Annotated in this window: 9 protein-coding genes and 1 pseudogene; 4 read left to right on the top strand and 6 right to left on the bottom strand. The window is 63.1% G+C overall.

Annotation, left to right across the window (positions count from 1 at the left end):
• Window positions 1–5: 5 nt before the first annotated feature.
• Window positions 6–803 carry a sterol desaturase family protein gene (locus GNK13_RS05235; RefSeq protein WP_164101398.1) on the bottom strand — a complete coding sequence of 266 codons (798 nt, stop codon included), beginning with the start codon at window positions 801–803 and terminating at the stop codon, window positions 6–8.
• 118 nt (window positions 804–921) lie between these two features.
• On the opposite strand from GNK13_RS05235, the gene GNK13_RS05230 reads away from it, so the two are divergent.
• The 4 genes and pseudogenes from GNK13_RS05230 (at window position 922) to GNK13_RS05215 (ending at window position 4,465) form a co-directional block, all read left to right on the top strand.
• Window positions 922–1,323: a hypothetical protein gene (locus GNK13_RS05230; protein WP_164101397.1), complete on the top strand. Its 402-nt coding sequence runs from the start codon at window positions 922–924 to the stop codon at window positions 1,321–1,323.
• A gap of 677 nt (window positions 1,324–2,000) precedes the next feature.
• Window positions 2,001–3,368, top strand: coding sequence for a Gfo/Idh/MocA family protein (locus tag GNK13_RS05225; protein WP_164101396.1), 1,368 nt, complete (start codon window positions 2,001–2,003; stop codon window positions 3,366–3,368).
• Between the two features lie 32 nt (window positions 3,369–3,400).
• A pseudogene (locus tag GNK13_RS05220) lies at window positions 3,401–3,574 on the top strand (DUF1501 domain-containing protein); the annotation flags it as partial.
• Between the two features lie 69 nt (window positions 3,575–3,643).
• The gene (locus GNK13_RS05215; protein WP_164101394.1) at window positions 3,644–4,465 is read left to right on the top strand and encodes a glucose 1-dehydrogenase; all 822 of its coding nucleotides are present in this window, start codon (window positions 3,644–3,646) and stop codon (window positions 4,463–4,465) included.
• Here the strand turns inward: GNK13_RS05215 and GNK13_RS05210 are convergent.
• The 5 genes from GNK13_RS05210 to glgB all read right to left on the bottom strand — a co-directional run bounded on the left by GNK13_RS05210 (window position 4,438) and on the right by glgB (window position 15,337).
• The gene (locus GNK13_RS05210; RefSeq protein ID WP_164101393.1) at window positions 4,438–6,018 is read right to left on the bottom strand and encodes a cation:proton antiporter; all 1,581 of its coding nucleotides are present in this window, start codon (window positions 6,016–6,018) and stop codon (window positions 4,438–4,440) included. The two genes, GNK13_RS05215 and GNK13_RS05210, sit on opposite strands and share 28 nt — an antisense overlap.
• Complete coding sequence (locus GNK13_RS05205; protein ID WP_203328933.1) at window positions 6,015–7,703, bottom strand: cation:proton antiporter; 1,689 nt, start codon at window positions 7,701–7,703, stop codon at window positions 6,015–6,017. Before GNK13_RS05205 ends, GNK13_RS05210 begins: the two co-directional genes overlap by 4 nt.
• A gap of 279 nt (window positions 7,704–7,982) precedes the next feature.
• Complete coding sequence (gene treS, locus GNK13_RS05200; RefSeq protein WP_164101391.1) at window positions 7,983–11,282, bottom strand: maltose alpha-D-glucosyltransferase; 3,300 nt, start codon at window positions 11,280–11,282, stop codon at window positions 7,983–7,985.
• Between the two features lie 30 nt (window positions 11,283–11,312).
• Window positions 11,313–13,430, bottom strand: coding sequence for an alpha-1,4-glucan--maltose-1-phosphate maltosyltransferase (locus tag GNK13_RS05195; protein ID WP_164101390.1), 2,118 nt, complete (start codon window positions 13,428–13,430; stop codon window positions 11,313–11,315).
• 26 nt (window positions 13,431–13,456) lie between these two features.
• Complete coding sequence (glgB, locus tag GNK13_RS05190; RefSeq protein WP_203328932.1) at window positions 13,457–15,337, bottom strand: 1,4-alpha-glucan branching protein GlgB; 1,881 nt, start codon at window positions 15,335–15,337, stop codon at window positions 13,457–13,459.
• Window positions 15,338–15,798: the final 461 nt, after the last annotated feature.

Genomic DNA, 15,798 nt, shown 5'->3' with positions numbered 1-15,798 from the left:
AGCTATTACCGCATGTCATCCGAATTCGGCAGCTTCCTGGTCGCTAGTTCGAACCGCGGCTCGTAATCTGGATGATTCGTTTTCAGGATTCGGTCCCAAACGTTGAAATAGAGTCCAAAATTCGAGTGGAAATTCTCATGGTGCAGCGTGTGATGCGTCACTGAGTTGAGGAGCATGCCGAGACGACTTTTCAAAAACCACTGAGGGTAAATTTCATACCCACAGTGCCCGAACACGTTGAACGTGATCTGCCAAATCATGAACGCAGAAAACGCAGCCGGATGGACCGGCATGATGAATACCACGAGTGGGCCGATCCCGGCCTGAACGAATGCTTCGGCGGGACTGAACGCATACGCCGCCCAAGGCGTCGGGTTGATCGACCGGTGGTGTGTATGGTGCATCCAACGATACAGACGTCGGTGATGCATCAGCCGGTGAGTCCAGTAAAAGTAGGCATCGTGCAGAATGATCATGAGCACGATGCTTCCAGCAAACCATCCCCACCCGTACTCGTCTACCTCCACGTACAACCGCGTCCATCCCGAATAGGCGGCGTAGACGACGCCTGCGGTCACGATTCCGAATAGGACAATGCTTCGGAACGAGCAGAGAATCTCTCGGGGGATCTGGTTCGGCAGGGGGTTGTTCCTGCCGATGCGCCGCGTTTGGTAGTGGGATCTGAAGAGGATGTAGAAGAAAAGCCATACACCACAGGCCAGCAAGGCGTACCAGATTAGCTGGCTGAGCGAGCCGCCCATGCCAGCCCGGAACGTGTGCGTGAGTTTGTCCGAAACAGACATGGCCTTTCCTGCCCTTCGATTTCAGGGGCGGGTCAGATAGCCGTCGGGGGCCAGGCTCGTGGCAAGCATCACGCGGTTGCCCCATTCGATAGAGCGCGTGCATCCACTTGGTCAAATAATGGTAGTACTGGCCGTCGCGTTCCCATTCCAAACGCTCGTCGATTGGCTCCGACGGTTTCCGCTCGTTGAATGGTTTACCGATTCGGAGCCCTCCGACGGTGGGATGGCGTTGGCCTTGCTCGTCGTCGAGCCCACTGATCCAGCCCCGGCGGGGATCGTCGGCACGGTGTCGACCGAGCCGTTGATGGACCTGGTCGACCAACCGGACTGCCAATTCGCAGAACCGCACTTCGCCCGTTTGCCGGTAGATTCCCAGCAGATTGCAAACAGCGAATGCATCGGTCCAGAGATAGCGTTTCGAAGGCCGGTCGCAGGTGAGGCCGGTCGCATCGGCGAACGTGAGCATCAGGTCTTGCACAGTCGTCGCCGCGGTCTGACGGATCATCACGCGATTCCGTAAACGCTGGGGAGCACGCGGGCTGGTCGATGCCGGAGCAGCCATAAGCAGGCGTGCCAAGAAGCAATTGCCGGACTGCGTGCAAGAGTAGTGCCAGGCAGTGTCCAGGCCGGTGCGAACGAGTGGCGATTGGCCGCGCTGCGGCTACCGCAGGGGGGTGAGTCCGCCGCATATGCCGGTGCAGCGGCGCAGGCGCTGCCGCAGTGTTGTCGGAGGGGTTATGATGGAAGGGCCGAAGTCGAGCTCCGCGATGCCTCCGCTCAGGAGTGAACGCCCGCTCCACAAAAAACCCGCCCCCACTGAAAAGAATCGGAGAGCTGCGCCCATAGCGAGCCGAGGTGTGCTTGCCGGTGGTCGATCTGGACACATGTCAGCCCCAGACAGGGCAGTTCTAGATTGGGCTCTGTCAGAGAACCTAAAACAACACCCTCTCCCCGGGAGGGTCGCGAGGGACGAGCGGGGAGGGCGATACTTAACGCAGAGCCTGATTACGCACCGATTTCGCCGGCCCTCCCCGGGCCTGAGACCCCGATCCTCCCGGGGGGAGGGTAATGCCTAAAGGGAGTTTTCTGACAGAGCCAAAGGCAGCTGCTACCAGATCCCCACCTGCCGCCGGCGACGTGCCCGGTCCTGAGACATCCCCCCTGCGACTCCCCGCGATCCACAGGAGTGCTGAGCCGATGCCCCGCCCCATCCGCCACCAAGCCAGTCCACCGCCGCAGCCCAGGCGTGTAGCTCACTCGTCTCCCTCGGGCACCAACCGCCGGGAGTTTCTGCGAAGATCGCTAGCGACGACCGCCGCGGCAAGCGTCCCGTGGATTGTTCCCGCCTCGGCGCTGGGTCAGAACGGCGAGGTGGCTCCGAGCGAGAAAGTGACGCTTGGCGTCATCGGAATCGGCCCCCGCTGCACGTATGACCTGAAAGCGATGCTGCAGTTGCCGGACGTGCAGTGCGTGGCGATCGCCGACGTGCAAGCGAGCCGCCGCGACGCAGGCAAAGCGTTGGTCGACGGCCACTACCAAAATCAGGACTGCAAACTCTACCGCGACTTCCGCGAGCTGCTCGCCCGAAAGGACATCGACGCGGTGCTGATTGCCACGGGCGACCGCTGGCACGCTCCGGCTTCGATTCTCGCGGCCGAGGCGGGCAAGGATGTGTACAGTGAAAAGCCGTGCGGATTGACGATCGCGAACTGCCAGCAGCTGGCCGACACGATCGCTCGCACGGGACGCGTTTTCCAGGCCGGCACGCAGCGACGCAGCGTTCCGAATTTTCAACAGGCGGTCGCATTAGCCCACAGCGGTAGACTCGGTCAACTCCGCACGCTGCACGCCTCGGTTTACACGCCATCGATCGAGACGACGTGGCTCCCCGGGGAACCGACGCCACCTCGGGAGGTGGTCGATTGGAATCTGTGGCTCGGCCCGGCCCCCTGGCGACCCTACAACTCCCAGTATGTCGCCGGCCGTTGGCGCGGCTACTGGGACTTCGATTCCGGTGCCAAGCTGCTCGACTGGGGTGCCCACACCGTCGATCTCTGCCAGTGGGCCAACCAGTCCGACGAGACGCTTCCGATCGAATACGAGCCAAGCGACACCGGAATCACTGCTCGTTATGCGAACGGCGTCCAGCTGGTGTTAGATTTTCTCAAGACACCCTTTGGCCAGCGGCCCGGCTGGGTCCAGAGTCTCGGTACTTGTCCGGTCCGCTTCGTCGGTGATGAAGGCTCCGTCGAAACGGGAGACAGTGGCGAGATCGTGGTCAAACCCGAGTCGTTAAAGAGTCAGCTGGGACGCGATTATCAAAAGACAGTCGGGCTCGACGTCTCAGCTCACGCTCGCGATTTCTTCGACTGTGTGAAATCACGTGGGACCACGGCAGCCAACGCCCGAGTGATGCGAAATTCTCATATCGCCTGCCATGCCGCAGCGCTCGCCTGGATCTTGCAGCGAAAGTTGACTATCGATCCCGCCACCGAAACATTCATCAACGACGACGAAGCCAACCGACTTCGTTCCCGCCCTGAACGCGATCCCTGGAACGTCTGAATCAGCCGCCGCTTTCGCTGGCCCTCCCCGATGGAGGCCTCAAACACGGCATGGAGATTTGCGCCTTGGAGATCGATCAGGCGTCGGCGGCGCTGATTCAAGACCTTAAAAACCGCGACATGCTCACAGTCACGCTGGTGGTCTGGGGGGGCGAGTTCGGGCGGACATTGTGCGGGCGGACATCGATGGGGCAAGGGAACGGCCGCGCCTTCCGACCGACCGATGTCCACCAGCAGGTGGTGGATAAGATTTTGGCATAGGGAATAAGGTTACAAATGACCGCAAAGAAACGACTTTCGGGGAAAACAGCGTTGATCACCGGTGGATCGTCGGGGATTGGTCAGGCGATCGCCGTGCGGTTTGCGGAGGAGGGTGCCAACGTGGCGATCGCCTACCGCAGTTCCAAAGAGGGAGCGGAGAAGACTGCGGCCGCGGTCAACGAAGCCTGCCAGCGGGAGGGAACCGACGCCTGCCGAGGGATGATCGTCCAGGCGGACGTGGCCGACGAGTCGCAGGTCGTGCGAATGTTCCAGGAAGTGCTCGAGGCGTTCGGGCGGCTCGACATCGTCGTCAACAACGCGGGGATCCAGATCCAAAAACCGAGCCACGAGTTGGACGCGGCTGATTTCGACAAAGTGATGGGCGTGAATCTGCGGGGCGCGTTTCTCTGTTCGCGCGAGGCGCTGCGGCATTTCCGCAGCCGTCCCGGAGGGGGAGTGATCCTCAATGATTCGAGCGTTCACCAGATCATTCCCAAGCCGGGTTATCTCGGTTACTCGGCCAGCAAGGGAGGGCTCGGGAATCTGACTCGGACGCTCGCCCTGGAGTATGCCGCCGAAGGGATTCGCGTCAACGCGGTCGCCCCGGGAGCAATCGTGACGCCCATGAACCAGGCCTGGATCGACGATCCCGAGGCCCGAGCGGCGGTCGAAAGCCATATTCCGATGGGGCGGGCCGGCAAGCCCGAGGAGATGGCGGCGGTGTTCGCATTCCTCGCCTCCGATGACGCATCGTACATCACCGGGCAGACGATCTATGCCGATGGCGGCCTGACCTGCTTTGCCGATTTTCAGGACGACTGGGCCACCGGCGGCTGAGCTTCGTTCCAGGTTTGCGCGGCGAACCAGGCGTCGAATTCACGGGCCGCCGCTTCCGCCTCGACCACCACGGTGGCTCCGAGCGCCTCGCAGCGTTCCGCTTCGGCGGGCTCGAAAACGCGGACCAGGACTTTCGGGCCCGAGACGAAGTGCAGTAGCCGTTCGTGGTCGCGAAGCCGCCGCATGGTGGAGAGGATCACCCGAGCCTCCCGCGCACCGACGCGTCGCAGTACGCGATAGTCGGCTCCGTCGCCGCGGACGGCGGTCAGCCCCCGCTCTTGCATCTCGGCGATCACCCCCGCGTCCTCATCGACCACGACCAGTTGTTGCTGCTCGGTCAGCAGATTGTCGAGGACCTCCCGCATGTGCCGTCCGCAGCCGAGCAACAGCACGTGATCGCGTGGGCGGACCGCAGGCGTCTTGCGACGTTTCCCCGGCAACCGCCGCATCAGCTGCCAAGTGACCGCTTCATGGGTCAGCAGCGGCATGGCCGTCGTGGTGACGACCACCATCAGGACGATCACCGCGAGCACGTTGGCGCCGATGTGCCCCCGCTCGATCCCCAGCAACGCCACCACCAAGCTGAACTCGCCGCACTGGGCCAGCAAATGCGCCGTCTCGATCGACGCCCGGGCCGTGAAACCCGCCTTGCGGACCAGCAACATCACGATCGGCGGGGTCACCAGCAGGACGCCGCTTAACAATAAGCCCTCGAGCAATAAGTGCTGCAAACTGGGAATGCTGACCGAGGCTCCGAGCGCGACAAAAAAGACGGCGAGAAAGAAGTCGGCCAGCGAGCTGAGCTGGCCGCGCACGACCCCGCTGACCGGAAATCCCGAGAGCGAAACGCCCGCTAGAAACGCACCACTGACCAGCGGCAGTCCCATCTGATGGGCGAGCCCAGCGAACGTGAACAGAATCGCGAGCACCGCCAGCAGCGAACTCTCCTCGTCGAGATTTAGCCGCAGCAACAACCAGGGACTGACCCAGCGGATGCAGATCCCGGCCAGTCCCATCAGGGCGAGTGTCGCCGCGACGCCCCCGGCGATCGCCCCCCAGCCCTCGGTCGCCCGGGTCAGTACCGGCAGCATGAAGATCACCAGCACGTCCTGCAGCAGCAGGATGCCGATCACCAACCGGGCGAAAGGCTCGAAAGCCTGCTGCCGCTGGCGAAGCAGTGTGACGACCGACAGCGTCGAGCTGGCGGTGACGGCGACGGCGAGATAGACCGCCGCGAGGCCGTCGAACCGCAGCAGAATCGCCGCCAGCAATCCGCAGCTTCCCAGCACCGTCACGTGCGCCACCCCGACCGCCAGCGCCGCCCGCCGCTGGCCCCCGACCCGCTTCACGTCGAGCTCGGTCCCCACGAAGAAGACCAAGAACGTCACCCCTAGGAGCAGCGCGTTGTGCAGCGTCGGCTGCGAAGGAAAGACGTCGAACAGACGCAGCCCGAGTCCGATCAGGATCAGCAGCGGGACCGCCGGCAGCCGCCACCACGTCGCCAATCCAAACCCGACCGCCGCGGCAGCCAGAATGAGCGTTACCGTCGTCATCCGCCGAGCACTCCAAGTCCCCGCAGGAGTTTATCGAGCTCTCGGTCGGCCGCGGTTTTCGAATCGATCAACCATCGTGTCCCGAGTTGCCGGAGAGCCGGCCGCACGGCGCGATCGAACGCATGGGCGACGACCGGCACGCCGGCGGTGCGGCACCGATAGACGAACAGATTATTCGTCTCTTCGATCTTCAAGGCCGTGATCGCCAATTTGGCCCGCGCGAGCCCCGCGTCGTGCAGCACAGAGCGGTAGTCGACGTTCCCCACGAGGGTCGCGCACGCCAGGTCCGCGAGCTTGCGAGAATCGGTGTCGATCGCCAGCACCACTTCGCCACGCTCCTCGAGGAGCTTGACCAGTTGTCGCCCCAGGGGATTCATCCCCACCACGATCACGTGGTCGTAAAGTCCCACCCGTTCCTGCTCGGCGGTCAATTCCGCGTCATCGGCCCGGTGAGCCTTGAAAAATCTCAGCACTCCCAGATCGAACAACGCTCGGTACAGCCGCTCACTGTAAAGGATCATGTAGACCGAGACGACGATCGTCACCAACCCGACGACCGCGATCAGCGAAAGGATCGACTGGTCGATCAATCCCGCCTCCATCCCCACCGCGGCGAAAACAAACGAGAACTCGCTGATCTGGGCCACCGTCACGCTAGTAAAAAAGGAGGTCCGCTCGGAGTAGCCAAAGCGAGCGATGATCCACAGAAAAATGACCGGGTTGCCGATCAGGACAAACAGCGACAGAGCGATCCCGGCGGGCCAATTCTTTGCCGCCGCATCGAACTGCATCTGAGCTCCGAGGGTGACGAAAAAGACCGCGATAAAAAAGTTCATCAAGGGATGCACGCGGCGCCGCAAATCTTGACTGCAACTGAGCTGGGCCAAGCTCAACCCGGCCAGAAAGGCGCCGATCTCGCGCGACAGCGCCATGGCATCGGCGAGCAGCACGAAAAAGAAGCACCAACACAGGCTCCAAATCATCAACGTCTGCGGCGCCCGGGAGACCCACTCCAACGGACGCGGCAACAGGTACCTCGCCGAAACCAAAGCCAAGGCGAGCATCAGCCCCATCCCGGCAAACGCTCTGCCGACCCCCCAAGCTACCGCGAGCGGATCCATGCGCTCGGCCGTGCCCAGACCGGCCATCACCGTCAAGACGAGGATCACGACCAAGTCCTGGACGAGAAAGATCCCAACCGCGATCCGGCCATAGAGATGATCCAGTTCGCCCTTCTGGTCGAGCACTTTGACGACCACCACCGTGCTGCTAAAGGTCAGCGCGGTGGCGAGGAACAGCGACTCGATGACCGTGAAGCCCAGCAGCCAGGCGAGCAGAAATCCGCCCAGGGCCGTAAACACAACCTGCCCGAGACCGGCGGCCACAGCCACTCGCCCGACATCGCGGACCTTCGGGATGCTCAGCTCCAAGCCGACGAGAAACAACAACAGCACGATGCCGATCTCGGCGCTCACCGCGACGTCGCTCGCCCCGCCATGGTGCGCGACCGGGACCACCTCGAGCACCGGTCCAAGCAGCAATCCGGCGAACAGGTAAGCCACGATCGACGGGACCTGCAGCGGCCGCGCGAGCAGCGCCACGACCGCCGCCGTGACGATCACCGTCCCCACGATCTGCAAAAATTCCAGATCGAACAAACTCGCCTCACCGTTGCCAATGCTCAAAGGCCCCCGCTTCGCCAGGGGGTCTGCCCCGTCGCTCGGCAGTCTACCGCAGCGGCTCCCGGTGCGCAAATCAGCCGCTGGCGCAAATCAGCCGCTGGCGCAAATCAGCCGCCGGCGCAAATCAGCCGCTGGCGGGCTCGGGCCAAGTGATTCATCAGCCGCCGGGCGCTAGCCCCCGGTTTCCGAAAACCGCCGGGACAACCGGACGCTAGCGCGTGGCGGCTGATCAAACGATCCGCGAGATCAGATCAATACGCTCCGCTAGCGTCTACGGCTCACTCAGCGCATCAACGCGCTGAGTCCGCGGAGCGGGAGGTGGACCCAGGCCGGGCGATTGTTCAGCTCGTACTGAACTTCGTAGAGCGCTTTCTCAAACGTGAACAAAGCGATCAGGGCGTCGCCATGGTCGGCATCGCTCGGGTAGCTGGCCGCTCCCTGGGCCGCTTCCCGGTAGCCTTCGAGGAAGGCGGCGACGGTCGCCTCCTTCCATGTCTTAGCGTAGGCGGCCAATTGAGGGCGATCGTCCGGCCGATCCGCGCTCGCTTTGGCCACCGCGGCATAGGCGGCGTAGTCGAACGAGCGGAGCATGCCGGCGACATCCTTGAGCGGTGTATGTTTTGCCCGCCGCTGCTCGGGCGTCCGCGCCGGCTCGCCTTCGAAGTCGATGATCACGAAGTCGTTCTGCGCCACCAGCACTTGCCCCAGATGGTAGTCTCCATGGAATCGCGTCTTGGCCGCGTCGACCGCCTCGGGAGTCAGCGCATCGATCCGCTCGAGCACCGCTTGCCGCTCGCCGAGCAACCCTTCCGCCTCCTCGCGAACCTCGGCGGTCAAATCCTCGACGTGCCGCGCGAGCAGATCGAGCGTGGCAGTGGCAAGCTCCCGCACCTGCGACTTCCAGGTTTGCAAATCGTTCCGGTCGATCGGTTCGGGATCGAAATCGGGGCCGCCGCCGGGCTGGGTCAGCGCCTGGTGGAGTTCGCCGGTTCGCTGCCCCAACAGCCGGATCAGCGACGTGTAGGCCGCATGCTCGCTGGCCAAGTCGAGCTCTTCGGGCTTCTGCGTGCGGCAGTACTCGAAGAAGCGATCGAGGTAATCGAGCGTGTAGCCCCAGGCGTCCCCCTGGTTGCGGACGTAGCCCTGCAAGATGGCCAGCGTCGTGACGCTCCCATCCTCGCTGTGGTACTCGACGCCGCCAGCCAGCGGAGCGATATGCGGGAAGGAGGCATGCTCGGTCAAGAACCGCCCCAACTCGGCCTCAGGATTTCGCCCCCGCTGCATCCGGCGATAGCTCTTGAGGAACCACTGATCACCGATGACCAGCGCGCTGTTGCTCCCTTCGTTGAGCGGACGTCGGATCGGGACCTCGCCGGTCGTCTCGGTGCCGAGCGTCGCGAACGCGGGGGTCCGGAAACCGGTGATCTTCCCCCCGTCGAGCGGCGCGCTGGCCTCTTCCGCCATCACCTCGATCAGCGCCCGCGCGAACGACTCATCGGCAAAGGCGTCATACAGCAATCCGGGCCGGGCCTGACGGCGAATCTTCGAAATTGCCGAGCCGCGGCTTTCGCTGTATCGGTCGTCGTCTTCCCCTTCCCAGAGAATGGACAGCGGAAGGAAATACTCCTGTTCGGCGCCGCTGGTGAGGGTGACTTTCAGGAACGTCAGCAACCACTTCCGCCACTCGACCCGCTCGACCATCCGCACCGAATCGAGCCGTTCCCCTTTCGCGGCGAACCACCGCCGGGTCGGGAGCCACGTCGGCAGCAACTTGTCCTCGAGCCGCGTCATCGCCCGCCGCGCGGCGCTGGTCAGCGAGCCATCGGCGACTTGGAACGTGCTCCAGCCCTCGGGAATCACAATCACCGGCAGCTCGCGGGGCGGCAGTTTATCGCTGTGCCACGCGGGAGCCTCACTCTTCTCGGCCAACAGGAACCAGAAAAACCCGTGCCCCGGCAGGGTCAGTAGATAGGGCAGTTCGCCGATCGGCGGGAACGGAGTACTGCCCATCATTTCCACAGGCACGCGGCCGCGAAAGCGCCCCAAATCGAGTTCCACCGGCTGTGCCGAGCGGGCCAGGTTGGCGACGCAGAGAATGCTCTCCCCCTCGTACTCGCGAAGGTAGGCCAGAATCTTGCGGTTGCCCGGGTGCAGGAACGTCTGCGTTCCCCGCCCGAACGCCTTGTGCGCCTTGCGGACCGCGATCAGCCGTTTCATCCAGTGCAACAGCGACGCCGCGTCCCGCTGCTGGGCTTCCACATTGACCGCCTGGTAGCCGTAGACTGGATCCATGATCGGGGGAAAGTAGAGCCGCTGCGGGTCGGCGCGCGAGAACCCGGCGTTTCGGTCCGGACTCCACTGCATCGGTGTCCGCACCCCGTTTCGGTCTCCGAGATAGATGTTGTCTCCCATTCCAATTTCGTCGCCGTAGTACACGATCGGCGACCCGGGCATCGACATCAGCAGACTGTTCATCAACTTGATGCGCTCCGTATCGTTGTCGAGCAGCGGCGCAAGCCGGCGGCGGATGCCGACATTGATCCGCATCCGTGGGTCGCTCGCATAGTGGCGATACATGTAATCGCGCTCTTTATCGCTGACCATCTCCAACGTCAGCTCATCGTGGTTGCGAAGGAAAATCGCCCACTGGCACGCCTCCGGGATTTCGGGCGTTTGATCCATGATCTCCACGATCGGGTGGCGATCCTCCTGCGCCACCGCCATATACATTCGCGGCATCAAGGGAAAGTGATAGGCCAAATGGCACTCGTCGTTATCGCCGAAGTAATCGCGAACATCTTCGGGCCACTGGTTGGCCTCGGCCAAAAACAATCGATTCTTGTAATTTGCGTCGACGACCTCCCGCATCCGTTTGATCACCGCGTGGGTTTCGGGGAGATTTTCATTGTTCGTCCCCTCGCGAACACAGAGATACGGGATCGCGTCGAGCCGCACCCCATCGACCCCCATATCCAGCCATTGCCGCATGACTCGGATCACCGCCTCGACCACTTCGGGGTTGTTGTGGTTTAGGTCCGGCTGATGGGAAAAAAAGCGGTGCCAGTAGTACTGCTGTGCGACCGGATCCCAGGTCCAATTGGAGCGTTCGGTATCGGTGAAGATGATCCGAGTTTCGGAGAATTTTTCGTCGTCGTCACTCCAGACGTAGAAGTCCCGCTTTCGCGACCCCGCAGGAGCTCTGCGGGCCGCCTGGAACCAGGGGTGCTGATCGGAGGTGTGATTGATTACGAGCTCCGTGATCACACGGATACCACAATCATGGGCGGCCCGGACGAAGGCGCGAAAATCACGCCGCGTTCCGTACTCGGGTGCCACATTCCGATAGTCGGCGATGTCGTATCCGTCATCGCGCATGGGCGACGGATAGAACGGGAGCAACCAGATCGCTGTCACACCCAGATCGCGAACGTAGTCTAAGCGTTCGATCAACCCGCGAAAATCGCCGATCCCGTCTCCCGAGCTATCGTAGAACGCTTTGACGTGCATCTGGTAGATAATCGCATCCTTGTACCAGAGCGGATCATCCACCAGTTTCGACGAATCCGTGCTATCGTGCGTCATCGTGGTGTCTTACTCGTAAGTGTCGAACTCTCAGAGGAAATAGTCGAAGTCGCGTTCGGTGCGCACATGGCGGCGGAGGCGGAAGATATGCGCCGGCAGGGCATGCGGGTCGATCTCAACGTAGTTCCTTGAACCGCTCCAGAGGTACCTCGCCCCGCTCAACAGATCGTGCATTTGGTAAGGATGGTGGAGATCCAGATCAAAATCTTCGAGCGGCAGTTCCAGCCACCCGCTTTGGACGTAGTGCGGATCGAGACTAACGACCATGAGCAGCGCATTTTCGCCGTCCGGAGTCCGTTTGCTGTAGGCGATCAGTTGCTCATTGTCGATCTCGTGAAACCGCAGACTCCAATCGCTGTGCAGCGCCGGGTTATCGCGGCGAATCTGATTGACCCGTGCGATCAAGTCGCGGAGGCTGTCGGGCCGCTCGAGGTCCCATTGCCGGACTTGGTACTTTTCCGAATCGAGATATTCTTCGCTCCCCGGTTCCCTTGGCCGCCATTCACAAAGCTCAAAGGCAGGCCCATAAATGCCGTAGCTGGCCCCAAGCGTCGCCGCCAGCACTAACCGCGAAGCAAACGCGGGACGCCCTCCGATTTGCAGATATTCGGGCAAGATATCAGGAGTGTTCGGCCAGAGATTGGGGCGAAAATACTCGCGTCCCGATTCGGCGGTCAGTTCGGTCAGATAGGTCGTCAGCTCCCACTTCGTATTCCGCCACGGAAAATAGTTGTAACTCTGCGTGAATCCCGCTTTGGCCAGCCGGTGCATGACGGGCGGTCGCGTGAACGCCTCCGAAAGGAAAACCGTTTCGGGATAGACGCGTTTTACCTCCGCGATCACCCACTCCCAAAACGGAAAAGCTTTGGTGTGGGGGTTGTCGACCCGAAAGACATGCACCCCCTGTTCCGACCAATACAAGAACACATCTTTCAGGGCGTCCCAAAGCCCCTGCCAGTTCTCGCTCTCAAAGTTCAGCGGATAAATGTCTTGATACTTTTTGGGTGGGTTCTCGGCATACTGCACCGTTCCATCGGGACGCCAGATAAACCACTCCGGATGCTCGCTGACCCAGGGGTGATCCGGAGCGCACTGAAAGGCGATGTCGAGGGCGATCGCCAGTCCGTGCTCGCTGGCTTTTTTTACGAGCGACCGGAAATCGGCGAGGGTGCCGAGTTGGGGATGAATCGACGTATGGCCTCCCTCGGCAGCGCCGATCGCCCACGGACTGCCGGGGTCCTCGGGACCGGGAGTGAGCGTATTGTTGGGGCCTTTACGAAACTCGCGACCGATTGGATGGATCGGAGGCAGGTACAAGATGTCGAAGTTCATCGATGCGACGTAGGGCAGCCGCTCTTCGCAGTCCTTGAGCGTTCCGTGCTGACCGGCGGGACCGCAGGAGCGGGGGAACATCTCATACCAAGCGCCGAACCGGGCGATCGGCGGGTCGACGACGACTTCCAACGTCCGCTCATAGACGCTGGCGAGGGAGTGATCGGGATAGCGTGCCATCAGCCGATCGAGCTCCTCGTCCAGCCCCAGTTCGCCGCGATCGGCGAGAGGTAGATCGCGTCGTAGCCGCTTTGCCCAATCCATCAGCAGCGCCGCTTCGCCGCTCTGGACGATTCCCCCTTTGACGTGCGCGGCCTGCGCGCGATCGCTAGCCGCTTCGACCAGAGCCGCCCCGACTTGCAGCGGAACCGTGAGGTCCTGCTCGGCGGCGATGCGTTTCTTCAAGTCGCGGCGCCACGTCTCAAAGTGGTCAACCCAGGCGATGACGGTGTATTCCCAGCGGCCCAGGGTGTCGACCTCGAACGCCGCCTCCCAGTGATCGGGAGCTTCCCGAGGCCGGGGGCGATGCATCCGCACTTCCCGCCAAACGGGACCGGAGTCCCGCTCGCGGGCACCGCTTCCCGAGGTACCCCTTCCCGAGGTACCCCTTTCCGAGGGGCCGCTTCCCGAGGGACCGCTCCCCAGGTCCCGGTACCGCACCGCCGCAGCGATTGCGTCGTGGCCGTCGCCGAACACGCTCGCTTCGACGAGCACCTGTTCGCCGACCGTTCGCTTGATAGGAAATCGTCCGCCGTCGACTTGCGGAAGGACGTGTTCCACCACGGCGCGGCGCCGCCCGTCTTCGATCTTGCTCATAAGTCTCTCGGTGAAAAAGCGCGAATTCACGCGGGGCGAAGGAAGAGCACCGCCAGCGGCGGGAGGGTCAGCAGCAGCGAGCGGTATTGGCCTTGGGTCGCCACCGGGGCGGCTTCCACGCCGCCAAAATTACCTTGCCCGCTCCCGCCGTAGGTTTCTCCGTCGCTGTTGAGGATCTCGTGCCACCAACCGCCCCGGGGGACCCCCACGCGATAATTTCTTCGCACCACGGGAGTGAAATTGCAGACCACCAACAGTTGGTCCTGAGGATCTTCGGCGTAGCGGATAAAGCTCAGAACACTCGCCGCGGCGTCTTGATAGTTCACCCACTGGAAACCGTCCCGGCTGAAATCACACTGGTACATCGCCGGCTGCGACGCGTAGAACCGGTTCAGGTCTCGGACCCAGGCCCGAAGCCCCAGGTGCGCCGGGTCCTCGAGCAAGTGCCAGTCGAGACTTCCGCCCCGCTGCCAGGGACGCGACTGGCCGATCTCGCCTCCCATGAAGACCAGCTTCTTGCCCGGGTGGCCGTAGGTGTAGCCGAATAGCAGCCGCAGGTTGGCCCGCCGCTGCCAATCGTCCCCCGGCATCCCGCCGAGCAACGAACCGCCTCCCGGGGCGACCGGGTCGTGCGCGAGCGGGAGGACGAAGTTGTGGCCGCCGAGCGCTGCGACGCCTGCGGTCAATGCCGCGTGGTGGTACTTCCGATCGTGGGGCGGATTGGCCAGGTAGCGACGGGTCTCGCCCGCCCAGTGGGTATGCCACTCCAGCCCAAAGCCGACGCCGCCGGTGAAGGTCGGCCGCGACATCATCGGGCCGCTCGACGACTCCCGGGTCAACGTGTGGATGTCGGGGAATTCTCGGTAGAGCGTCTCGTTCAACTGGCAGAGGAACTCGATCGCCCGATTGCCGTGCTCCGTCGCCCCTTCGAAGTGCTCCTCCCCGAGCTCCTGCCCGCGATACAAGGCGGGCCCCAGACCGCCGATGTGCAACCCGTCGGCGTGGTACTGCTCGAGCCAAAACAGAGCGCTGGAGAGCAGGAACGAACGAACCTCCGGACGACTCCAGTCGAACATCACGACCGTGCTTTCCGGATAAGTCCAGCGAAATCGTGGATCCTCATACAACGGGCTGCCGTCGTACTCGGCCAGGCCCTGGGCGACGACCGGGAAGCGGGTAGGGACCCACTCGAGAAACACGCCGTAGCCATGCTGGTGCAACAGATCGACCAGGTACATGCAGTCCTGCGGGCTCCCGTAGCGGCTCGAGGGAGCGAAGTAGCCGATCGTGTCATTGCTGGCCGTGTCGCTGCGGAGCGGAGCGTCGGAGTGCTCCATGACCGGCATCAACTGGACGTGCGTGAACGCGGTCTCGCGGAGGTGATCGAGCAGCGCATGGGCCGCCTCGCGATAGGTCAGCGGTCGATTGCCGTGCGGCTCCAGCACCCGCCGCCAAGACTCCAGGTGCAATTGGTAGATCGCCAGCGGGCAATCGAGGCACTGGCGGCGGCCCCGCGACGCCATCCACTCCGCATCGTTCCACTCGTAATCGAGCGTCCAGACGCGGGAGGCGGTGCCGGGAGCTTGCTCCCACGTGAAAGCCCACGGATCGCCGCGGTCGACCGCTCCACCGTGCTGCCCTTGAATGTGGTACTTGTAAAGCGTCCCGGGGGCCGCGGCCGCCACCGTCGCTTCCCAGATCCCCGACCCGTCCTCCCGCGGCGTAAGCGGATCGGCCGCCGGTTGCCAGCCGTTGAAATCGCCGATCACCGAGACCGCCGCCGCTCGCGGAGCCCAAACGGCGAACCGCGTCCCGCTCTCGCACGCATGGCTCCCCAAGCCGCGGTACAGGCGAGCATGAGCCCCCGCCCGAAAGAGCTCGACGTCGTGATCGCTGAGCACACTCATGATGCAGTTCCCGTCCATCCTCAGCGGCATATTCTCCCCACGGCAATCGCGAGCCCAAAGCCCCGCAATCGCGAGCCCCGAGTCCGGCAGTCCCCCCTGCAGTCCTTGTGCCAGATCCCCAAGCGTGAGCCGACGGCGCTAGCCGCGGGTTCCCCTTTGAGCCGACGGCGCTAGCCGCGGGTTCCCCTTTGAGCCGACGGCGCTAGCCGCGGGTTCCGTCCCGCTTTTCCGCGGCGCGAACCGGATGCGGCCCGACGCGAGCCTCGCTGAGAAAACCGGGAATGACACCCTCCCCCCGGAGGTCGTGCAGTTTTTAGCCCCCTCTCCCCCGAAGGGAATCGCGGCAATCGCTCAACGTTTACCCCCCAACATTTTCGCGATTCTCTTTGGGGGAGAGGGCTGGGGTGAGGGGGTCTAAGCGGCCGGCTACGGCCCCCTCACCCTAACCCTCTCCCCCACGG

This window comes from Candidatus Laterigemmans baculatus (genome assembly GCF_010367455.1).
Lineage (GTDB): Bacteria > Planctomycetota > Planctomycetia > Pirellulales > Pirellulaceae > Laterigemmans > Laterigemmans baculatus.
Note: the sequence above shows the minus strand (reverse complement) of the source record. Positions and strands in the feature narration are given on the sequence as shown.

Bases quoted from the DNA above. Each gene is read 5' to 3' on its own strand.
- GNK13_RS05235 (WP_164101398.1), bottom strand. From the start codon at position 803: ATGTCTGTTTCGGACAAACTCACGCACACGTTCCGGGCTGGCATGGGC.
- GNK13_RS05230 (WP_164101397.1), top strand. From the start codon at position 922: ATGGTAGTACTGGCCGTCGCGTTCCCATTCCAAACGCTCGTCGATTGG.
- GNK13_RS05225 (WP_164101396.1), top strand. From the start codon at position 2,001: ATGCCCCGCCCCATCCGCCACCAAGCCAGTCCACCGCCGCAGCCCAGG.
- GNK13_RS05215 (WP_164101394.1), top strand. From the start codon at position 3,644: ATGACCGCAAAGAAACGACTTTCGGGGAAAACAGCGTTGATCACCGGT.
- GNK13_RS05210 (WP_164101393.1), bottom strand. From the start codon at position 6,018: ATGACGACGGTAACGCTCATTCTGGCTGCCGCGGCGGTCGGGTTTGGA.
- treS (WP_164101391.1), bottom strand. From the start codon at position 11,282: ATGACGCACGATAGCACGGATTCGTCGAAACTGGTGGATGATCCGCTC.
- GNK13_RS05195 (WP_164101390.1), bottom strand. From the start codon at position 13,430: ATGAGCAAGATCGAAGACGGGCGGCGCCGCGCCGTGGTGGAACACGTC.
- glgB (WP_203328932.1), bottom strand. From the start codon at position 15,337: ATGAGTGTGCTCAGCGATCACGACGTCGAGCTCTTTCGGGCGGGGGCT.